Origin of the sequence: Bradyrhizobium sp. Cp5.3, assembly GCF_000426265.1 — a bacterium.
In the GTDB taxonomy this organism is placed as follows: Bacteria; Pseudomonadota; Alphaproteobacteria; order Rhizobiales; family Xanthobacteraceae; genus Bradyrhizobium; species Bradyrhizobium neotropicale.
Map to the genome: position 1 here is coordinate 226,588 of NZ_AUFA01000005.1, position 19,751 is coordinate 246,338.

Genomic DNA, 19,751 nt, shown 5'->3' on the forward strand with positions numbered 1-19,751 from the left:
ACTTTCTCTTCGTACGTTTTCTTGGCGCGTTCTCATGGCAGGCCCGCAGGTCACTCCTTCACGGCGCCGGTCATCGCCGACACATAGTGCTCAACGAAGAAGGCGTAAAGGATGACGAGCGGCAGCGAGCCGGCCAGCGCTCCCGCCATCAGCGAGCCCCAGCGGTAGATGTCACCGTCCACGAACTCGTTGACGATCGCGACCGGCACGGTCTTGTTGCTGGTCGATTGCAGGAAGGTCAGCGCGTAGATGAACTCGTTCCAGCACAGCGTGAAGCAGAAGATGAAGGCCGAGATCAGGCCGGGCACCGCGAGCGGCAGCACGATCTTGATCAGGATTTGCCAGCGGCTCGCCCCGTCGATCAGCGCGCACTCTTCGAGCTCGAACGGGATGGTCTTGAAATAGCCCATCAACAGCCAGGTCGAGAACGGGATCAGGATCGTCGGATAAGTCAGGATCAGCGCCAACGGCGAGTCGAACAGGCCGTACTGGAACACGACGGTGGCGAGCGGAATGAACAGGATCGACGGCGGCACGAGATAGGCGAGGAAGATCAGTCCCCCGACGAGATTTGCTCCCTTGTAGCGCAGCCGCACGATGGCATAGGCGGCCAGCACGCTGGCGAAAATCGAAAGCACCGTCGCGCAGACGGCGACGTACATCGTATTCCAGAGCCAGTGCGGGTAGTAGCTCTCGAACAACAGCTTGTGGAAGTGCTTGAACGTCGGATTCCAGGTCCAGAACGGATTGTACCGTTCGAGGTCGAGCAGCTGGTCGTCGGGCTTCACCGACGTCAGCGCCATCCAGTAGAACGGGAACAGCAGGATGAAGACGATGATCGCGAGCGGCAGATAGAGCGTCACGATCCTGCGCGGCACCGACTGCAGATAGCTCATGCCCTCGCTGTGATCGGCACGCGCCGGCGTCGATATGACGGCCTTGAGATCGACTTTCGAGGCAGGAAGATCAGTCATTGCTTTCTCCCTGTTGCCACTTGCGCCGCTGCAGACCGAACCAGGAGACCATGATCGCAGCGAGCAGGAACGGAATCATGGCGCTCGAGATCGCGGCCCCCTCGCCCAGCTGCCCGGCGATGATCGCGCGCTGATAGGACAGGGTCGCCATCAGATGAGTGGCGTTGACCGGGCCGCCGCGGGTCATCGCCCAGATCAGCTGGAAGTCGGTAAAGGTGAAGAGCACCGAAAACGTCATGACGACGGCAATGATCGGCGTCAGCAGCGGATAGGTGATGTGCCGGAACATCTGCCAGCGCGACGCGCCGTCGAGGGTTGCAGCCTCATAGAGCGACGGCGAGACGGTCTGCAGCCCCGCCAGCAGCGTGATCGCCACGAACGGAACGCCGCGCCAGACATTGGCGAAGATCACGCAGATGCGTGCCCAGGTGGTGTCGCCCAGGAAATTGATGTTCTGACTGATCAGTCCGAGATGCTTCAACGACCAGGAAATGATTGAGAATTGCGAGTCGAAGATCCACCAGAAGGCGAGCGCCGACAGCACCGTCGGAACGATGAAGGGAATGAGGACCATTGCGCGCAGCATCGCCTTGAAAGGCATGTGCTCGTTCAACAGCAGCGCGAGGTACAGCCCAATGCCGAATTTGAAGGCGCTGGCGACGAAGGTGTAGAGCAGCGTGTTGGTCACCGACAACCAGAAGATGGCGTCGTCCCAGAGCCACTCATAGTTCTCGGTTCCGATAAACTGCCCGACCCTGCCGATGCGGGTGTCCGTGAAGGACAGCCAGATGCCGAGCCCCAGCGGATAGGCCAGGAAGAAGATCAGGAACGCCATGGCCGGCAGCATGAACCAGAAGCCGAGCCAGTTGCGATTGTGTTTGAGCTGGGTCCAGGCATTGACCTCGCTCATCTGAGGCTTGGCCCGGGGAACTACGACATCAGCCATGCCCGATATCCCTGATCGAAGTGTTGACGAGCGGGCGGCCAGACTGCCGCCCGCTCCGTGACCCTCAGCGATAGATGCGCTTCAGCTGACGCTCGGCTTCCACCATCGCGCCCTTCGCATCCTTGGAGCCGGTGCAATAGTTGGCGAACATGTCGACGACGATGAAGTCGGCGATCGCAGTTGCCGCCTTCTCGCCGACCGTGCCGACGCCGGACGCCGGCAGGGTGCGCTTGGAGGCCTGGGAGAACACGAAGTTCTTGGGATCCGCCGTCCAGATCGGCGCCGACTCATAGGCGTTCAAGGTCTGCGTCAGATAGCCTTGCGCGCCATCCAGCCACTTCTCGTAGTTTTCCTTCTCCAGCATGAAGGCGACGAAGGCCTTCGCCGCGTTCGGATATTTGGTGAAGTTGAAGGCGAGGATCGGCAGCGCAAGCTGCAGCTCGGTCGGCTTGCCGATCGGCCCTACCGGCCAAAGCGCGTGATAGGTGTCCTCGGCAAGCTCCTTCTTGGTCGGATCGGTCTTGGCGGCCACGTAGATCGAGATGCCGTTCGCCGTGCAATAGAGCTCGCCGGCGAGGAACGCCTTGTTGTTGGAGGAATCGTTCCAGGACGGCGTGCCCGGGATGAAGCTCTCGTACAGCGCCTTGCAATATTCCAGCGCCTTTGCCGTCTCCGGCGAGTTGATGATGATCTTGTCGTTCTGGTCGACCGTGTAGGCGCCGTGCCCCCACAGCACCCAGTGCAGCCACGAATTGGCGTCGCCCGACGCATGGCCGAGAGCGAAGCCGGCCGGCGTGTTGTTCGCCTTGAGGGCCTTGCACATCTCGAGGAAGCTGGGGAAGTCCTTCGGGAACTCCTTGAAGCCCGCCTTGTCGAGCGCCGACTTGCGGTAGGTCATGTAACCGCCGTTGGTCGCGACGGGAATGCCGAGCCAGTCGTCGCCGAGCTTGCAGGTCTTGGCGGCCGCATCCGTCCAGCCGCCATATTTCTTGCCGAGATAATCGGCGACGTCGTTCATCTTCAGCACTTTGGTGGGGAAGAGCTGCGGCAGCGTGTGCAAGCCCCAGGCGAGATCGAGCCCTGAGCCGGTATTGGCCGCAACCGACGCCTTCGGCTGCACGTCCTCGAAGGATTCGCTGAACACGTTCATCTCGGTGCCGGTCGCAGTCTTGAACGCCGCGACCATTGCGTTGAACGCATCGTCCTCCTGCGGCACGAAACGCTTCCAGCGCATCACGGTCAGCTTGGCGCCCGGCTCCGCCTTCCACGGCGAGCTCTGCGCCCAGGCCTTGGCGAACTCGAACAGTGCCGGCCCAGTCAGCACGCCGGTGGCAGCCAGAGCCGTTCCGCCTTGAAGCAGAGTCCGGCGGGTAAAGTCTTGCATGTCGTCCTCCCTGTGATGCTTTTTATTGTCTTGCTATGGTCTTGCGCTACGCGTTCAGCCGCTTGCCGGTCGCCTCGTCGAACAAGTGGACCAGGGCCGGATCCGGCTTCAGCCGGACCTTGTCGCCCGGGTTGAACTGATGTCGCTCGCGGAAGACCGCGACGACCTGCTCGCCGCCGATCTTCGCGAACACCTGCGTTTCGGAGCCGGTCGGCTCGACCACGACGATCTCGGCCTCGGCGCCATCGTCGGCGATCGTGAAGTGCTCGGGCCGCACGCCATAGACCGCAGGACGGCCGTCGGAGGCGGTCGGCGCGGTCTTGAGCGGCAGCTTGACGCCGTTCGGTCCCTCGAAGACGGCAACGCCGTTCGTGCGCACATGGCCTTTCAGGAAGTTCATGGCCGGGGAGCCGATGAAGCCGGCGACGAACTGGTTGTCCGGCTTGTCGTAGAGCTCGAGCGGCGTGCCCATCTGCTCGACGATGCCGTCATGCATGACGACGATCTTGTCGGCCATCGTCATGGCCTCGATCTGGTCGTGGGTGACGTAGACGGTGGTCGTCTTCAGCCGCTGGTGCAGCTCCTTGATCTCGGTACGCATGGCAACGCGCAGCTTGGCGTCGAGGTTCGACAGCGGTTCGTCGAACAGGAACACCTGCGGATCGCGCACGATGGCGCGGCCCATGGCGACGCGCTGGCGCTGGCCGCCGGAGAGCTGCCGCGGATAGCGTTCGAGCAGCGGCGACAGCGCGAGAATTTCAGCGGCGCGCTTGACGCGCTTGTTGATCTCGTCGGAGCTCGCGCCGCGCAGCTTGAGCGAGAAGCCCATGTTGTCCCCAACCGTCATGTGCGGGTACAGCGCGTAGTTCTGGAACACCATCGCAATGTCCCGCTCCTTGGGCTGGACATTGTTGACGACGCGATCGCCGATCGAGATCGTGCCCGAGGTGATGTTCTCGAGGCCGGCCAGCATGCGCAGAAGCGTCGACTTGCCGCAGCCGGAGGGGCCAACCAGGACGACGAACTGACCGTCCTCGATCGGAACCGTCACGCCGTGCAGGACTTCAAAATTGCCGAACGATTTCCGCACGTCGCGGATTTGCACAGACGACATCTAGCTCCCTCCTCACGAATCCACGACGCCCCTAGCGCCGCGACCGTCTTGTTCTTTCAGGCTTCACCGACCGAAGCCCGATCTTAACGGGCGACATTGTCGGCAGTTTGTGCGGTTTTGGCAATTTGTCTTTGGTTAGTATTTGCTGGTAGCGCTGTCAACGTTCCTTTGTTTGCGGGAGGGCCTGTGCTATGAGCAGCAAATGGGTCGAAAGCGCACCAAGTCAGGCAAAATCCGGCTGGCGGAAGTCGCCGAGCTTGCCGGCGTCAGCCCGATCACGGCCTCCCGCTTCTTCCGCAATCCCGAGGCCTTGTCGGTCGCCAAGCGGGCCCGGGTCGAAAGCGCCGCCAAGGAGCTCGGCTATGTGCCGAACCTCGCGGCGCGCGCGCTGGCCTCGCAGCGCACCGAGGTGATCGGCGTCCTGATCCCCTCGCTCACCAACAACGTGTTCTCGGACGTGCTGCGCGGCATCTATGATGCCTCCGAAGGCAGCCGCTATTCGATCCAGCTCTCCAACACCCGCTACAGCATCCTCCAGGAGGAGAGACTGTTGCGGCTATTTCTGGCGCAGAAGCCGGCCGGGCTGATCGTCACAGGGATCGACCAGACCGCGGAATCACGCGCGATGATGGAGGCGGCCGACTGCCCGATCGTGCAGATCATGGAGCTCGGACCTAGTCCCGTCGACATGATGATCGGCTTTTCGCACTATGATGCAGCGCGCGCGGCGGTTGCGCACCTGTTCGCGCAGGGCTGTCGCCGGATTGGATTCGTGGGGGCGCGCATGGACCCGCGGGTGCAGCGGCGGCTCGACGGCTATGTCTCGGCCATGAAGGACACCGCGCTGTACGAGCAGCGTCTCGTCGTCACGACCGCCACACCGACCTCGGTGACGCTCGGCGGCGCCCTGTTCGCCGATCTGCTGGCGCGGGAGCCTGGCATCGATGGGGTGTTCTGCGCCAACGACGACCTCGCGCTCGGCGTGCTGTTTGAATGCCGTCGCCGGGAGATCGAAGTGCCCGAGCAGATCGCGATCGTCGGCTTCAACGATCTCGAATTCATGGCAAGCACCGTCCCCACCCTGACCAGCGTGCGCACCAACCGCTATGAGATGGGCCGCACCGCCGCCACGATGCTGGTCGAGGCGATCGAAGGACGGCGACCGGAGGAGCCGGTGCTCGATCTCGGCTTCAAGGTGATCGAACGGCAGAGCTCGCTGGCGCAGCGCGCGGAGAGCCAGCCAATGGTGTCCGAGCTGGTGGCGGATCGAACAAAATGATAGCGTTACCAACCGCCCATGACTAGTATCGCACTTGTGAGGAAATGACCCGCCAGCGGCGGCAAACGATCCATCGTCCGCGCCGTTGGGCATCGCACAAGCCGACAACGCAAGACCGACGCCAGTGCGTTTGCATTGCAGGAGAGACCAATGACAAAAAAACCAACCAACGGGCATGCGCCCGCCAGCAACGGCAGTCGCCGGCACCTTCGTTCCCAGGAATGGTTCAACAACCCGCATAATCCCGGCATGACCGCGCTCTATATGGAGCGCTATCTCAATTACGGCCTCACCCGTGCCGAGCTGCAATCCGGCAAGCCGATCATCGGCATCGCGCAAACCGGCAACGACCTCTCCCCCTGCAACCGCCACCATATCGAGCTCGCCCATCGCGTCCGCGAAGGCATCCGCGAGGCCGGCGGCATCGCGATGGAATTTCCAACCCATCCGATCCAGGAGACCGGCAAGCGCCCGACCGCGGCGCTCGATCGCAACCTCGCCTATCTCGGCCTGGTCGAGATCCTGTACGGCTATCCGCTCGACGGCGTCGTACTCACCACCGGCTGCGACAAGACCACGCCGGCCTGCATGATGGCGGCCGCCACCGTGAACCTGCCGGCGATCGTGCTGTCGGGCGGCCCGATGCTCAACGGCTGGCACGACGGCGAGCGCACCGGCTCCGGCACCATCGTCTGGAAGTCGCGCGAGCGGCTCGCCGCCGGCGAGATCGACTATGAGGAGTTCATGGAGATCGTGGCGTCGTCGGCGCCCTCGGTCGGCCATTGCAACACCATGGGCACCGCCTCGACCATGAACGGGCTTGCCGAAGCCCTGGGCTTCTCGCTGCCGGGCTGCGCGGCGATCCCGGCGCCCTATCGCGAGCGCGGCCAGATCGCCTACGAGACGGGCAAGCGCATCGTCGAGATGGTCTGGGAGGATCTGAAGCCCTCGGACATCCTGACCCGCAAGGCGTTCGAGAACTGCATCGTGATCAACTCGGCGATCGGCGGCTCGACCAACGCGCCGATCCACATCAACGCGCTGGCGCGCCACATCGGCGTGGAGCTGTCGATCGACGACTGGCAGAAATACGGCCACGACGTGCCGCTGCTCGTCAACATGCAGCCGGCCGGCTTCTATCTCGGCGAGGAATTTCACCGCGCCGGCGGCATACCGGCTGTGGTGCGCGAGCTGATGCAGCACAAGCGCATCCATGAGGACGCGGTCACGGTCAACGGCCGCGGCATTGGCGAGAACTGCAAGGATGCGCCCAAGCCCGACAACGACGTGATCTGGAATTACGACAAGCCGCTGGTGAAGGACGCCGGCTTCCTTGTGCTGAGAGGCAACCTGTTCGACTCCGCGATCATGAAGACCAGCGTGATCTCCAAGGAGTTTCGCGACCGCTACCTCAGCAACCCGAAGGACCTCAACGCCTTCGAGGGCCGCGCCATCGTGTTCGAGGGGCCCGAGGACTATCACGAGCGGATCGACGATCCCTCGCTCGACATCGACGAGCGCTGCGTGCTGTTCATCCGCGGCACCGGCCCGATCGGCTATCCCGGCGGCGCCGAGGTCGTGAACATGCAGCCACCCGCGGCGCTGATCAAACGCGGCATCCTGTCCCTGCCCTGCATCGGCGACGGCCGCCAGTCCGGCACCTCGGGCTCGCCGTCGATCCTCAACGCCTCGCCGGAAGCCGCCGCCAATGGCGGGCTCGCGATTCTCAAGACCGGCGACAAGGTGCGCATCGACCTCAACAAGGGCAGCGCCAACATCCTGATCTCCGACGACGAGGTGAAGAAGCGCCACGCCGAGCTGACGGCCAATGGCGGCTTCAAGCATCCGCCGAACCAGACGCCCTGGCAGGAGATCTATCGCAACACCGTCGGCCAGCAGTCGACCGGGGCCTGCATGGAGCTCGCCACGCGCTATCAGAACGTCGCCGGCACATTCGGTGTGGCGCGGGATAATCACTAGCGAGAATCGTCATTCCGGGATGCGCCGCAAGGCGCAGGCCCGGAATCCATACCCCGATCGTGGTTATGGATTCCGGGCTCGCGGCCGCGCCGCGCCCCGGAATGACGCCAGTATTCAAAGGAGAAGAAAAAAATGGCAGACCGCCTCAAGGGAAAACGCGCCGTTGTCACCGCCGCAGCCGCGGGCATCGGGCGTGCATGCGCAATCGCATTCGCGCGTGAAGGCGCAACCGTGATCGCCACCGACATCAACGAGAGCGGCATCGCCAGCCTCGGCAAGGAGGGCATCGCCGAGACGGCCAAGCTCGACGTTCGCAACAGCGCCGACGTCAACGCCTTCGCCAAGCGCATCGGCAAGGTCGATATCCTGCTCAACGCGGCGGGCTTCGTGCACCACGGCACCATCCTGGACTGCTCGGAAGAGGATTGGGATTTTTCGTTCGACCTCAACGTCAAGTCCATGCACCGGACCATCAAGGCGTTTCTGCCGGCAATGCTGGCCGGCGGGGGCGGCAGCATTGTCAACATCTCGTCCTGCGCGGCGCTCAGGCCACCGGCCAATCGTTATGTCTACAGCGCATCCAAGGCGGCGGCGTCGCTCTTGACGCGCGCGGTTGCGCTCGACTTCATCACGCAAGGCATCCGCTGCAACAGCATCTGCCCCGGCACCGTCGAGACACCGTCGATGCTCGACCGTGCCGCCGCCCAGGGCCCGCAGGGCAAGGAGATGTTCATCTCCCGACAGAAGATGGGCCGGCTCGGCACCGCGGAGGAAATCGCGGCCATGGCCGTCTATCTCGGCAGCGACGAAAGCGCGTTCACCACCGGCGTCGACCTCGTCGTCGACGGCGGCTACATGCTCTGATCACGCCTCATCCCGAGAAGGCGCGACCAGCTCCGTCTCGAGGGATAGGCCACGAGCTTCATGGTTCGAGACGCTCGCAAAAGCGGGCTCCTCACCATGAGGGATAGAGAACGGGGATTCTGCATGAACAAGATCGATCTGAACGGCCGCGTTGCCATCGTCACGGGCGGCGCGCAGGGCTTTGGCCGCGCCATCGCCGAACGTTTCGTCGCCTCCGGCGCCAAGGTCGCGATCTGGGATTTTGATGCGAACCTGGCCGAGAAGACGGCAAAGGAGATCGGCGGCGACGCGCGCGTCTTCAAGGTCGACATCACTGACACTGCCGCAGTCGAGCAGGCGCGCGATGCCACTTTGGCTGCCTTCGGCAAGATCGACATCCTCGTCAACAATGCCGGTATCGCCGGCGTCAACAAGAGCGTCTGGGAGACCGACCTCGAGGAATGGCGGAAAGTCCTGCGCATCAACCTCGACGGCCCCTTCATCTGCTGCAAGGCGATCGTGCCCGCGATGCTCAAGCAGAAATACGGGCGGATCGTGAACATCGCCTCGATCGCCGGCAAGGAAGGCAATCCCAACGCGGCGCACTACTCGGCCTCCAAGGCCGGACTGATCGCGCTGACGAAATCGCTCGGCAAGGAGCTCGCCGCGCATGACATCCTCGTGAATGCGGTGACGCCGGCGGCGGCGAAAACCGCGATCTTCGACCAGATGACGCAGCAGCATATCGAGTTCATGCTGTCAAAAATCCCGAAGGGTCGCTTCGTGCTGGTGGAAGAGCTTGCCGCGATGGTGGCCTGGCTTGCATCCGAAGATTGTGCCTTCTCCACCGGCGCGGTGTTTGATATCTCCGGTGGCCGGGCGACCTACTGAGACATTGGACGCCCTTAAGGGGGCGACCATGGGGCTTGCACGTCGGGATTTTGTAAAGCTCGCAGCGGGAGCGTGCGCGCTGCCGCTCGTTGGCCCTGCCTTCGCGCAACTGGCGCCCAATCCCCCGAACATCCGTCCGCCATCGCCGGCCGAGCGCGGCGCGATGGCGCGGCTGGCGCGCGCCTTCATGGACAAGTACGACGTGCCGGCGCTCTCCTTCGCCATCGGCTATGCCGGCGCGATCGTCCACCAGGACGCACTCGGTCTTGCCGATCGCGAGCGCAACGAGGCGGTGACGCCGCGGCATCTGTTCCGGATCGCCAGTGTCAGCAAGATGATCACTTCGGTCACGATCTTCCGCCTGATCGAAGAGAACCGCGTCAAGCTGTCGGACCGGGTGTTCGGCCCTGGTGCGATCCTCGGCACCGACTACGGGCAGCCGCCCTACTCCGCCGGCATCGACCAGATCACGCTCGAGCACCTGTTGACGCACACCGCCGGCGGCTGGAGCAACGACAACCGCGATCCCATGTTCACGCATCCGCGGATGGATCACGCACAGCTCATCGCATGGACGCTCGCCAACCGGCCGCTCGATCGCCCGCCCGGCCAGCGCTACGCCTATTCCAACTTCGGCTATTGCGTGGTGGGTCGGATCATCGAGAAGCTCACCGGCCAGCCCTATGCGGATTACGTCCGCACTGAGGTGCTCGGCCGCTGCGGCGTCTCCGACATGTCGATCGCCGGCAACACCCGCGATCAGCGCCAGGCCGGCGAAGTCGCCTACTACAGCCAGGGCGAAAACCCCTACGACATGAACGTGAGGCGGATGGACTCTCACGGCGGCTGGATCGCGACGCCCGCCGATCTCGTGCAGTTCCTGATGCATGTCGACGGCTACGCGAGGCCGGCAAACATCCTGCGGCCGCGGACCATCCAGACCATGACAACAGCCCCCACGGTCAGCCCGGATTACGCCAAGGGCTTTTGCGTCAACAAATCCGACAATTGGTGGCACAATGGCAGCCTGCCCGGCACCAGCACGATTGCCGTGCGCACCCATGGCGGCTTCTGCTGGGCCGCCTTCACCAACACACGGCGCGGGAATTCCAACATGGACGGCGATCTCGACGAGCTCAACTGGAACATGGCGCGCCAGGTCGGCGAGTGGCGGGTGGCCTGAGCCATGATCCGGGAAGGTGGATGCCTGTGCGGCGCAGTGCGGTTCAAGGCAGAAGGCGAGCCGCTCAATGTCCGCATCTGCCACTGCCGCAACTGCCAGAAGGCGATGGGTTCGCCCTTCTTCGCCCGCGCGCAGTTCGATCAGAAGGCGCTGACGGTCGAGGGCGACACCGCCCGCTATGCCTCATCGGAGCACATCGATCGCGTGTTCTGCACCCGCTGCGGCACGCGTCTGTTCGCCTGGCGGCGCAACGGCACGCTCGCGGGCGTGGCGCTGGCGACATTCGACGATCGCAACGCCTTCGCACCGACCGAGCACATCTGGGTCTCGGAAAAGATCGCCTGGCTGAAGCTCGACGACGGCCTGCCGCAATATTCGACGACGATCCCGGCGTGACGTCAGGATTGGCTTGACGCGGACGCGCTCGCGGCCTGAATGCGCGTCCCCGTTGTCGTGGCGATCCAGATTCCGGCAAAGACCGCGACGATGCCGGCTGCCAGATTCCAGCGCAGCGGCTCCTGCAGCAGCCAGGCGCCGACCAGCGACGCCGTGATCGGATTGACCGTCACCGAGATCGCCACGCGCGTCGGCGTCGTTCGCTCCAGCGCGAAGGCCCAAAGATAGAACGTCAGCGCCGCGCCGAAGGCGCCGAGATAGAAGGCCGCCAGCCATTGCGGCGCACCGAAGCCCGCGACCGGGGCAAAGCTGCCGCGGAGATAGGAGAGCAGGATGAGGCAGGCCGCGCCCGCCGCCATGCTCATCGTCGTGAAGCCGATCGGACTGGAGCGGCGGATCAGCGGCTTCGACCAGATGCCATACAGTGCCATGCAGAGCGCGGCGGCGACCATCAAGAGATCACCACGCCAGGCGCCTGCAGGCGCCGAGGTCAGGTCGGTAAGCAGCGCGACCGCAACCCCCAATGTCGCCACCACAACGCCGACGGATTTGCGCAGTGTCAGCGCTTCGCTGCCGAGCGCGGCCCCGATCACCAGCGTCAGCAGCGGTAGCGTCGACAGGGCGAGCGCACCGCGCGCGGCGGTCGTGAAGATGAGCGATGCATTGAACAGAATTGGAAACAGGGCGAAGAACAGAAAGCCGAGCCCGGCTGCGGCGGCCCAGTCCGCTCGCTGCGGCCAGCGATCGCCGCGCAGGATCGTCAGCGGCAACAATAGCAAAAAGCCGATGCCGAAGCGGAACGAGCCGATCGCAAGCGGATCGATCGCACTGACGAGATAACGCGTGGCGCCGATCGAGGTGCCGCCCAGCGCACTCGACAGCACAGCGGCCAAGACGCCGGAGATCTCGCCCATGTCCTTCCCCATTCACGATTATGCAAACAGCATAGGAGGCGCGCCGAAACAGGGAATGGAATTTCCGTCATGCTGGGATAAATTTTCATCATGACCGCGCCCGATCTCGATCCCGACCTTCTGAAGGCGTTCCTCGCCGTCGCCGAGCATCGCTCGTTCACGCTTGCCGCAGCGGCGCTCAACCGGACCCAATCGGCCGTGAGCGTCCAGATCAGGCGCCTTGAGCAGCGGCTCGGCACAAGGCTATTCCACCGCACGAGGGCCGGCGTCGCTCTAACGGCGGCCGGTGAAGAGCTGCGCGGATATGCGCGTCGCATTCTCGCGCTCAACACTGAGGCGGTCGGCGCACTCCGCGCGCGCAAGATCGACGGCGTGGTCCGGCTCGGCGTGATGGATGATTACGGCACCATCGTCATTCCGCCATTGCTGGCGAGCTTTGCCAAAAGCCACCCGCAGGTGCGAGTCGAGATCGAGACCGGACTGACCGCGACGATGCCGGCCCGGCTCGGCGAGACTTACGACCTCGTCATCGCCATGCATCCGCAAGGCCGCGGCGACGGCGAGCTGCTGCGACGCGAGCAGGCGGTCTGGGCGGCGGCCGCCTCATATCCGGCCGCAGCGCAAGATCCGCTGCCGGTCGCGCTCTACCCTCCGGGATGCCTGTTCAGGCAGTGGGCCGCGGAGGCCCTCGATGCTGCCCGCCTCCCCTGGCGGCTCGCCTTTGTCAGCCGCACCCTTGCGGCGGTGGAAGCGATCGCGGCCCAGGGCCTCGCGGTGACCGTGGTGAAGGCCGGCACCCTGCCTGCCCGCCTGCGGCGCCTCTGCGAGGGCGACGGTCTGCCGCCGCTGCCTGCGGCCGACATTCGCCTTCACCGCGCGCCCAATCTGTCACGCGCATGTGCCCTGCTGGCGGATCATTTGCAGTGGAGCATTTCAGAATCGGCCCCCATATGTTGACCTGAAGCGTCGCTGCACCGCCGGACTTGGCCGGGTCGGCTGCAAGGCCGCAAGCCACAACCAAGGCGGATGAGCCGTGAACATTTCCTTCTATGACCTGTCGGTCTGGGTACTCCCGCTGGTGATCGCCATCACCTTCCACGAAGCCGCGCATGGCTTCGTGGCGCATCGTCTCGGCGACGATACCGCCTGGAAGCTCGGCCGGGTCAGCTTCAACCCGCTCCGGCATATCGATCCATTCGGCACTTTGATCCTGCCGGCGATGTTGTTGTTTGCGCATTCGCCGTTCCTGTTCGGCTATGCCAAGCCGGTGCCGGTGAATTTCCGCAAGCTCAACAATCCAAGGCTCGACATGGTCTGGGTCGCGCTGGCAGGTCCGGCGACGAACATTCTGCTCGCACTCGTCACGGCTCTCGCCTTCCATGCCCTGCCCTGGGTGCCCGCCAGTTCGGCGCAATGGGTCGCCGACAATCTCAAGAATTCACTCGTGATCAATGCGGTGCTGGCCGTATTCAACATGATGCCGATCCCGCCGCTCGATGGCGGAAGGGTCGCGGTCGGGCTGCTACCGCGGCCGCTCGCCTTGCCGCTGGCGCGGCTCGAGCCGTTCGGCATGCTGATCCTGATCGGACTGCTGATCCTGCTACCGCTGGCGGGTTCCCAGTTCGGTCTAAATCTTGATGTTATTTCAGCAATACTGCGAACGTTGACCGGTTATGTGATTCAGGCTGTTTTCTTGCTGACCGGCAACGCGTAATTGAAGCAAGACTCTGAAGACGAGCCGAAGGGCCAGAGGCCAACTTGGTCAAAGCTGCCGATATGCTGATCGCGCGACGAGCCGATACCCGTGCCCGCGCCGATTTTGCCACGTGGAAGATGATGGCCAAGCTCAACGGGTTGTCGGCCCTGCCTCCGGACGCGCAAGGCTTCCTCGCGAGCTACAAGAACCTTCTGGAGCAGATGAGCGAGATGGAAGCGACCGAAACCACCATCGCGGCGGTCTACAAGGCCTATTATGCCGAGATGGGCGGCGCGGGAACCGCACCTGACGTCCGCCCGCGCACGGCCGAGCCGGTCACGGACAATGTCACCGCGTTCCGGCGGCCAGCGCCCAAGCCGAAGAAGGCTCCGTTCGGGGCGGCGGCATACAGCGGAACCCAGAAGCGGCCGCTTCCGGTTGCCCTGATCTTCGCCTGCCTGGTCGTGGTCTACGTCGCGATCCGCTACTACTGGCGCTGACGGCTACCCCAGCTATTTCGGCTTCTTGAAGTTCACGGGCAGGCTGAAGGCGAACTGATCATCCGTGAGCTCGGCCGGCGGAACCGGCACCGGATCCGAACGGCGCACCATGGCTACGGCCTCATTGTCGAAAACGGTGTCGCCGGAGGACTGGGTCACATCGACCGAGACGACATTGCCGCGGCGGTTCAACACCAGGCTGAGTACGACGGACGCCGTCTTGCTCTTCTCCTTGGGATAGCGCTTGTGAAGCTCGAAATAGGCGCTGATCCTCTTGCCCCACTCGGCCGTCAACTTGCGAATGTCCTTGCCGATGCCCCGGTTCGGTGCAGCGGCCTTCTCATCCTCGCGCGCGTTCTCATCCAGCGCCTGCTTCGCCGACTCCTGGGCATTCGGCATTTCCTCGACGGCCTGGGTTTCAACCTTGGCCACCTTCGTGTTTTCCTCGACCGGCTTCTTGGAGTCGTTCTCGGTGACGACCCGGTCCGGGTCTTCGGCTTCCTGAGGCCGATCCTTCGGTAGATCGGTCTCCTTCACCTCGGCCTGCTGCTGCATTTGCTGCGGCTGGAACTGCGAGGCCTCACTGTCCGGGCCCGGCGGCAGATCGGTTTCCGGAAGCTTCGGCGAGGTCATCTCGACGGCGTATTCCGCACCATTGGCCCCGAGGCCATCGTCACCGTCGTCGGCCCGCAGGTTCGCCAGCGCCAGCGCGGCACCGCCAAGATGCAATGCGAGCGCGGCCACTGCGGCCAGAATCCACAGCCGCCGGGATGGTTTCACCTCGATCAAAGGATCAGACATCGCGCTGCCATCAGGGCTGGGGCGCCCCTTGGGACGGCCCAGCCGCCGCAGGAGCCGCTTCGAGCGCCACCAGCTTGACCCGAGAATAGCCGCCGGCACGCAGGATTTCCATCACGCCCATCAGCTCGCCATAAGGCACGGCACGGTCGGCGCGCAGGAACACATATTTGTCCTTGCTCATGTCGGCCATCCCGTTGAGGGAGCCGATCAGCTCGGTTCGTTTGACCGGATTCTCCCCGATCGCCAGCGTCAGATCGGGCTTGATGCTGACATAGGTCGGCTTGTCCGGCTTCTTTTGCGGCGTCGAGCTCGACGTCGGCAGGTCGATCGGCAGGTCGACCGTCGACAGCGGTGCAGCGACCATGAAGATGATCAGCAGCACCAGAATGACGTCGATGAACGGCGTGACGTTGATGTCATGCGTCTCGGAAAAGTCCGCATCGTCGTCGAGGTCGTTGTCTGCGATCGAGGCGCCCATGGTTTACTCCGCCGCGCGCGAATGCATGGTGCCGTGCGTGCGATCGAGATCGCGCGAGAGCAGCCGGGCCGAAGCGCCGGAGGCGCGGCTGACCAGCTCGAGATAGCTCTTCGTCACGCGCGAGAAGTGATTGTAGACGATGACCGCCGGGATGGCGGCGACGAGGCCGATTGCGGTCGCCAGCAACGCTTCGGCGATGCCGGGCGCGACGACCGCGAGGTTCGTCGTCTGCGACTTCGAGATGCCGATGAAGCTGTTCATGATGCCCCACACCGTGCCGAACAGGCCGACGAAGGGCGACGTGGAGCCGATGGTCGCCAGCACGCCCATGCCGATGCGGATGCGCCGCTGCTCCGCGCGCACGATCTCGGCGAAGCTCGAGGCCGCGCGCTCCTTGATGCCGGTATCGCTGGAAAGGCCGGCCGACATCCGTGCCTCGCGCAGCGCTGCCGCCAGGAACGACGGCAGGATCCCCTGCTTGGTGCCGAGCGCCATCTGCGCTTCAGCGAGCGAGCGCGACTCCGCAATCTTCTTCAGCGCCGAACGGAGCTTGCCGGATGCAACCGACAGCTCGATCGACTTCGCGATGAAGACGGTCCAGGTCACGAGCGAGGCGAAGGCGAGCCCGATCATCACCGCCTTCACGATGATGTCCGCGGACATGAACATCACCCAGGGCGACAATTCCTTCATGACCGGCCCGGCCGATTTCTGCGCGCGGTCGGCGGACGCCACCTCGCCGGCTGCCGGACCAGCATCGGTCGACGACGCGGCGGGCGCGGCGGCCGGCGTGGAGACAGCCGGCGTCGTGGCCGCGGGTGCCGCGGTCGATGGCGCGACCGGCGCCACCGCGCTTGGCTGCGGCGCCACGGGAGCCGGAGCGGCCACGGGCCGCTGAGCCGCCGCTGGCGCCGGCCCCGCCGGCTGGGTTTGTTGCTGGGCAGATACAGGGGATGCGAGCCACGTCGCCGCCATCAGCACGGCTGCGGCAAGGCTTGCTTGGAGAGATGTGGTCTTCATACTTCTGCCCAGTAGCGAATGAGATTGTGATAGATGCCCGTCAATTTGACCGTTTCGGGATCGTCGCGCCCGAGCCGTTCCACCAGCGCTTGGATGGCAGAGTCGAGGTCAAAGATCATGCTGCGGGCGTGGTCATCCCGTATCATGCTCTGAAGCCAGAAGAAAGACGCAACCCGGGCTCCCCGGGTCACCGGAGTCACGAGGTGCAGGCTGGTCGAGGGATACAGCACGCAGTCGCCGGCCGGCAACTTCACTTCATGCGAGCCGTAGGTGTCCTCAATCACAAGTTCGCCACCGTCGTACTCTTCCGGCTCGGCCAGAAACAGCGTGACCGACAGATCGGTGCGGATGCGCAGGCCGGTCAGGCGGTCGCCGCGGATCGCGTTGTCGACGTGCAGGCCGAAATGGTGGCCGCTGCTCGCCGCATAGCGGTTGAACAGCGGCGGGAAGATCTGCAGCGGGATCGCCGCGGCGAGGAATCGCGGGTGCGACGTCAGCGCCGAAATGATGCGGTTGCCGAGCTTGCGCGCGACCTCGCTGTCGGGCGGCAACTGCTCGTTGCGCTTGACCATTGCCGACTGCGCGCCCGCGGTAGAACGGCCGTCCTCCCATTCGCTGGCGTCCATGATGCGGCGGAAGTCCGCCACATCATCCTTGCTCAGGACGCCTTCTATGCATGTCAGCATGGCACCTCGTCTGACTCCATCAGTAGCGCGCCGAGATCACGACGTAGGCTGCACGACCCGGTGCTTCGAGCACGAACGGCGCAGAGCTCTGGTACAGCGCGTCGTAGTAGCGCTTGTCGAAGATGTTGTTCACGAACAGCTTGGCCGTCCAGTTCTTGTTGATCTTGGCTTCCGCGAACACGTCGAACCGCCAATAGCTCGGAATCGACGTGCCCTGGTTGGCCGCGAGGAACGTGCCGCCGTAGATCTTCGAGCGGTATACCGCCTGGCCACCGAGTTCCCAGACATCCGTCAATTGATACTTGCTGAGCATGCTGAATGACTGATGTGCCACGTTCGAAAGCGGCAGCCCAACGTTCGTTGTATAGAGGGTCGCGTTGGCCGGCGGGATCAGCGACTTCGTTACTTCCGACTGCATCAGGACGAGACCGCCGAAGACACTCCACTTGTCGGTGATCTTGCCGCCAACTTCAAGGTCAATACCGCGAATGCGATATGCCGCGCCCGCGCTTATGCAGGAGACATTCCCTGACGTAGCCGTGTAGGGGCATGCCGCAGTCGCAGTGGCTGCCGTGACGTTACGCGACTCGCGGGCATTTTCCTTTTCCGTCTGGAAGAGCGCGGCTGTCACCAGCAGACGCCGGTCGAACAGCTCCCACTTGGTACCAAGTTCAATCGCCTTGTTCTTTTCCGGACCGAAGATTTGAGGAACGTTGCCGTTGAGCACCGGCGCAAGGCCACCATACTGAATGCTCGTACCGTCAAATTCGGCTCCGACCGGGTTCGACGAGGTCGCGTAGGCCGCATAAACGCTTCCATTCGGCAGCGGTTTCAAGGTGAGGCCGAGATTGAAGTTCGGCATCCCGTAGTCCTGCTGTTGCTGGCCGAAGACGCCCGAGACTCCGTTGACGGTGCCGAAACCGTTCACCTTGATGTTGTAATCGTCGTAACGGACACCACCGTTCAGGATCAGCAGGTCGTTATAGTTGGCCGTATCCAGCGCGTAGACACTCTTGGTGTCGATCCGAATGTTTGTCGGCTTGCCTGTAAGCCCGCCGGGGATTCCGAACGGAAGGTTCGTGTATTGTGGGTAGAACACGCTAACGCCAGACAATGAATTGCCGGTGAAGCCACCAGGAAGCGCTTCCGAGGCAAGGCCAGTATAGCTGTCGATAGACGACGTTTCGTGGTCGTATTCAAAACCGGCAAGTGCCGTATGCTTGAACCCTACGCCGTCATTGAACTTGTACGTCGCCTCCGTCTGGTTGGCGATGACGTCAGTGGCTTGATAGCGGCTCTGCGGATTTGCCGTAAGCGTGTAGGCCGTGAACGGAGCGCCCGCGGCAAGCGTCGGCGATTCAGGCAGCGTACCGATATAGTTTTGCGTGGAGTGAGAATCCCGGAACCTGTTGGTGATCAAGAGATCAGGCGTGACCTGCACTTCGGCATTGAGCGAGCCGATGTCCTGGCCGGTCCGATAGAAGTCGCGATTGACGAAACCGTACCAGTTGTTGCGGTTGGCGCCGAAATCCGGGAACGGGCCGCCGGCAGTGCTCGCAGTGCTCGGCCGGTAGTACGGGACGCCGAAGTCCGGAAGGCCGGTCAGTTCAGTATGGATGTAGCCGGCGGTGATTTTGACCGCATCGACCGGCTTCCACGTGGTGGCGACGAACGCGCCGTCGCGATTGTCCTTCACGTAGTCGCGCCCGGCGACGCCGGCGTCCTGAAAGAGGCCGCCGGCGCGAATGGCGAACGTCGGATCGATCACCTGGTTGACGTCAAGCACCACGCGCTTGGTCCTGTCGGTGCCAAACGTAGTGTCCATGTTGTAGAAGTTGCCTGCGGTGGTTGCCTGCTTGGTGACGATGTTGATCGCGCCGCCAGCCGTGCCGCGGCCCGCGAAGGACGACGCCGGGCCGCGCAGGATCTCGACCTGCTCGGTGAAGAAGTTCTCCCGGACGCTGACGCCGGCATCGCGCACGCCGTCGATGAAGATGTCATTGCGGGCATCGAAGCCGCGGATGAAGAAGCGGTCGCCAAAGGCGTTGCCGCCCTCGCCCGTGCCCAGCGTCACGCCGGCCGTACTGAGAATCGCCTGCTTCAGTGTCGTGGCGTTCTTGTCCTCCAGGACGTCCTTTGTGAGCACTGTGATCGATTTCGGCGTGTTGAGGATCGGCTCAGGAAATTTACCCGACGCCTGCACGCGGTTGGCCATGTAGGGCGCTGCCGGATTTGCGTATGGGTCAGCGTCTGGCGCAACAGCGGACGGCGCCTGCGGCGCCTGCTGGCGCTGTGCTGCGCGGCGCAGCGCGGTGCGCGCGCGAATCTGCTCGGGCGACGGCTTCGAGGCTGCCGGACGCGGGCGCTCCTTGGGCGCGTCGACCGTCACAGGCGGCAAGTTCGACTGCTGCGCCTGCGCTCCGGTTGAAACCGATGCGACCGCGATCAGGCTCGCAACGGCGGACACCGTCTTGCCCGTTGCCGCATCGAAATTGTTCTCGAAAGACTTTCTCACCGCAGCCGAACGCAACGACCGCGGTGCCAGAACGCCACCCATTTTAAGCCCCACCACATGAAGACGATTGGTCGCATTGTGACAACGCGACGCGATCGTTGGTATCGAGCGAGATAGATGGGGTCAACGCGACGACGGCGGCGATACGATT

19 protein-coding genes are annotated in these 19,751 nt (G+C 63.7%); 9 read left to right on the forward strand and 10 right to left on the reverse strand.

The window, feature by feature from the left end:
- Positions 1–50: 50 nt before the first annotated feature.
- The 4 genes from K289_RS0111140 to K289_RS0111155 all read right to left on the reverse strand — a co-directional run bounded on the left by K289_RS0111140 (position 51) and on the right by K289_RS0111155 (position 4,418).
- Entirely contained in the window at positions 51–974 is a 924-nt protein-coding gene (locus tag K289_RS0111140; protein ID WP_027551584.1) for a carbohydrate ABC transporter permease, read from the reverse strand.
- Positions 967–1,884 carry a carbohydrate ABC transporter permease gene (locus K289_RS0111145; RefSeq protein WP_198024689.1) on the reverse strand — a complete coding sequence of 306 codons (918 nt, stop codon included), beginning with the start codon at positions 1,882–1,884 and terminating at the stop codon, positions 967–969. The genes K289_RS0111140 and K289_RS0111145 overlap by 8 nt, the downstream gene beginning before the upstream one ends.
- Before the next feature lie 100 nt (positions 1,885–1,984).
- Positions 1,985–3,304, reverse strand: a complete 1,320-nt coding sequence (locus K289_RS0111150) for an ABC transporter substrate-binding protein (RefSeq protein ID WP_027551586.1) — start codon at positions 3,302–3,304, stop codon at positions 1,985–1,987.
- A 46-nt stretch (positions 3,305–3,350) separates the two neighbouring features.
- Positions 3,351–4,418, reverse strand: a complete 1,068-nt coding sequence (locus K289_RS0111155) for an ABC transporter ATP-binding protein (protein WP_027551587.1) — start codon at positions 4,416–4,418, stop codon at positions 3,351–3,353.
- Positions 4,419–4,620: 202 nt separating this feature from the next.
- Here K289_RS0111155 and K289_RS44210 point away from each other — a divergent pair, with 202 nt between their 5' ends.
- The 6 genes from K289_RS44210 to K289_RS0111185 all read left to right on the forward strand — a co-directional run bounded on the left by K289_RS44210 (position 4,621) and on the right by K289_RS0111185 (position 10,990).
- Positions 4,621–5,697, forward strand: coding sequence for a LacI family DNA-binding transcriptional regulator (locus K289_RS44210; RefSeq protein ID WP_051310549.1), 1,077 nt, complete (start codon positions 4,621–4,623; stop codon positions 5,695–5,697).
- 150 nt (positions 5,698–5,847) lie between these two features.
- Complete coding sequence (locus K289_RS0111165; RefSeq protein WP_027551588.1) at positions 5,848–7,677, forward strand: IlvD/Edd family dehydratase; 1,830 nt, start codon at positions 5,848–5,850, stop codon at positions 7,675–7,677.
- A gap of 132 nt (positions 7,678–7,809) precedes the next feature.
- Positions 7,810–8,541 carry an SDR family oxidoreductase gene (locus K289_RS0111170; RefSeq protein ID WP_027551589.1) on the forward strand — a complete coding sequence of 244 codons (732 nt, stop codon included), beginning with the start codon at positions 7,810–7,812 and terminating at the stop codon, positions 8,539–8,541.
- Positions 8,542–8,664: 123 nt separating this feature from the next.
- Positions 8,665–9,411 carry an SDR family NAD(P)-dependent oxidoreductase gene (locus tag K289_RS0111175; protein WP_027551590.1) on the forward strand — a complete coding sequence of 249 codons (747 nt, stop codon included), beginning with the start codon at positions 8,665–8,667 and terminating at the stop codon, positions 9,409–9,411.
- Between the two features lie 28 nt (positions 9,412–9,439).
- A complete protein-coding gene (locus K289_RS0111180; protein WP_027551591.1) occupies positions 9,440–10,594 on the forward strand; it encodes a serine hydrolase in 1,155 nt (384 codons plus the stop codon).
- Positions 10,595–10,597: 3 nt separating this feature from the next.
- Entirely contained in the window at positions 10,598–10,990 is a 393-nt protein-coding gene (locus tag K289_RS0111185; protein WP_027551592.1) for a GFA family protein, read from the forward strand.
- Between the two features lie 2 nt (positions 10,991–10,992).
- Here the strand turns inward: K289_RS0111185 and K289_RS0111190 are convergent, their stop codons facing one another.
- Complete coding sequence (locus tag K289_RS0111190) at positions 10,993–11,904, reverse strand: DMT family transporter (RefSeq protein ID WP_027551593.1); 912 nt, start codon at positions 11,902–11,904, stop codon at positions 10,993–10,995.
- Positions 11,905–11,994: 90 nt separating this feature from the next.
- On the opposite strand from K289_RS0111190, the gene K289_RS0111195 reads away from it, so the two are divergent.
- The 3 genes from K289_RS0111195 (at position 11,995) to K289_RS0111205 (ending at position 14,100) form a co-directional block, all read left to right on the forward strand.
- The gene (locus tag K289_RS0111195) at positions 11,995–12,861 is read left to right on the forward strand and encodes a LysR substrate-binding domain-containing protein (RefSeq protein WP_027551594.1); all 867 of its coding nucleotides are present in this window, start codon (positions 11,995–11,997) and stop codon (positions 12,859–12,861) included.
- A gap of 76 nt (positions 12,862–12,937) precedes the next feature.
- Entirely contained in the window at positions 12,938–13,618 is a 681-nt protein-coding gene (locus K289_RS0111200) for a site-2 protease family protein (RefSeq protein WP_027551595.1), read from the forward strand.
- Between the two features lie 62 nt (positions 13,619–13,680).
- Positions 13,681–14,100 (forward strand): hypothetical protein, encoded by a 420-nt coding sequence (locus tag K289_RS0111205; RefSeq protein WP_027551596.1) that lies wholly within the window; start codon positions 13,681–13,683, stop codon positions 14,098–14,100.
- A 12-nt stretch (positions 14,101–14,112) separates the two neighbouring features.
- Here the strand turns inward: K289_RS0111205 and K289_RS0111210 are convergent, their stop codons facing one another.
- Genes K289_RS0111210 through K289_RS0111230 form a run of 5 tightly spaced genes read right to left on the reverse strand, consistent with a single transcriptional unit; the run spans position 14,113 to position 19,642 of the window.
- The gene (locus K289_RS0111210; protein WP_027551597.1) at positions 14,113–14,901 is read right to left on the reverse strand and encodes an energy transducer TonB; all 789 of its coding nucleotides are present in this window, start codon (positions 14,899–14,901) and stop codon (positions 14,113–14,115) included.
- Positions 14,902–14,911: 10 nt separating this feature from the next.
- Positions 14,912–15,379: a TonB system transport protein ExbD gene (exbD, locus tag K289_RS0111215; RefSeq protein ID WP_027551598.1), complete on the reverse strand. Its 468-nt coding sequence runs from the start codon at positions 15,377–15,379 to the stop codon at positions 14,912–14,914.
- 3 nt (positions 15,380–15,382) lie between these two features.
- A complete protein-coding gene (gene exbB, locus K289_RS0111220) occupies positions 15,383–16,399 on the reverse strand; it encodes a tonB-system energizer ExbB (protein ID WP_027551599.1) in 1,017 nt (338 codons plus the stop codon).
- A complete protein-coding gene (locus K289_RS0111225; protein WP_027551600.1) occupies positions 16,396–17,085 on the reverse strand; it encodes a Fe2+-dependent dioxygenase in 690 nt (229 codons plus the stop codon). The genes exbB and K289_RS0111225 overlap by 4 nt, the downstream gene beginning before the upstream one ends.
- Positions 17,086–17,104: 19 nt before the next feature.
- Positions 17,105–19,642: a TonB-dependent siderophore receptor gene (locus tag K289_RS0111230; protein WP_027551601.1), complete on the reverse strand. Its 2,538-nt coding sequence runs from the start codon at positions 19,640–19,642 to the stop codon at positions 17,105–17,107.
- Between the last annotated feature and the right edge of the window lie 109 nt (positions 19,643–19,751).

Bases quoted from the DNA above. Each gene is read 5' to 3' on its own strand.
- K289_RS0111140 (WP_027551584.1), bottom strand. From the start codon at position 974: ATGACTGATCTTCCTGCCTCGAAAGTCGATCTCAAGGCCGTCATATCG.
- K289_RS0111145 (WP_198024689.1), bottom strand. From the start codon at position 1,884: ATGAGCGAGGTCAATGCCTGGACCCAGCTCAAACACAATCGCAACTGG.
- K289_RS0111150 (WP_027551586.1), bottom strand. From the start codon at position 3,304: ATGCAAGACTTTACCCGCCGGACTCTGCTTCAAGGCGGAACGGCTCTG.
- K289_RS0111155 (WP_027551587.1), bottom strand. From the start codon at position 4,418: ATGTCGTCTGTGCAAATCCGCGACGTGCGGAAATCGTTCGGCAATTTT.
- K289_RS44210 (WP_051310549.1), top strand. From the start codon at position 4,621: ATGGGTCGAAAGCGCACCAAGTCAGGCAAAATCCGGCTGGCGGAAGTC.
- K289_RS0111165 (WP_027551588.1), top strand. From the start codon at position 5,848: ATGACAAAAAAACCAACCAACGGGCATGCGCCCGCCAGCAACGGCAGT.
- K289_RS0111170 (WP_027551589.1), top strand. From the start codon at position 7,810: ATGGCAGACCGCCTCAAGGGAAAACGCGCCGTTGTCACCGCCGCAGCC.
- K289_RS0111175 (WP_027551590.1), top strand. From the start codon at position 8,665: ATGAACAAGATCGATCTGAACGGCCGCGTTGCCATCGTCACGGGCGGC.
- K289_RS0111180 (WP_027551591.1), top strand. From the start codon at position 9,440: ATGGGGCTTGCACGTCGGGATTTTGTAAAGCTCGCAGCGGGAGCGTGC.
- K289_RS0111185 (WP_027551592.1), top strand. From the start codon at position 10,598: ATGATCCGGGAAGGTGGATGCCTGTGCGGCGCAGTGCGGTTCAAGGCA.
- K289_RS0111190 (WP_027551593.1), bottom strand. From the start codon at position 11,904: ATGGGCGAGATCTCCGGCGTCTTGGCCGCTGTGCTGTCGAGTGCGCTG.
- K289_RS0111195 (WP_027551594.1), top strand. From the start codon at position 11,995: ATGACCGCGCCCGATCTCGATCCCGACCTTCTGAAGGCGTTCCTCGCC.
- K289_RS0111205 (WP_027551596.1), top strand. From the start codon at position 13,681: ATGCTGATCGCGCGACGAGCCGATACCCGTGCCCGCGCCGATTTTGCC.
- K289_RS0111210 (WP_027551597.1), bottom strand. From the start codon at position 14,901: ATGTCTGATCCTTTGATCGAGGTGAAACCATCCCGGCGGCTGTGGATT.
- exbD (WP_027551598.1), bottom strand. From the start codon at position 15,379: ATGGGCGCCTCGATCGCAGACAACGACCTCGACGACGATGCGGACTTT.
- exbB (WP_027551599.1), bottom strand. From the start codon at position 16,399: ATGAAGACCACATCTCTCCAAGCAAGCCTTGCCGCAGCCGTGCTGATG.
- K289_RS0111225 (WP_027551600.1), bottom strand. From the start codon at position 17,085: ATGCTGACATGCATAGAAGGCGTCCTGAGCAAGGATGATGTGGCGGAC.
- K289_RS0111230 (WP_027551601.1), bottom strand. From the start codon at position 19,642: ATGGGTGGCGTTCTGGCACCGCGGTCGTTGCGTTCGGCTGCGGTGAGA.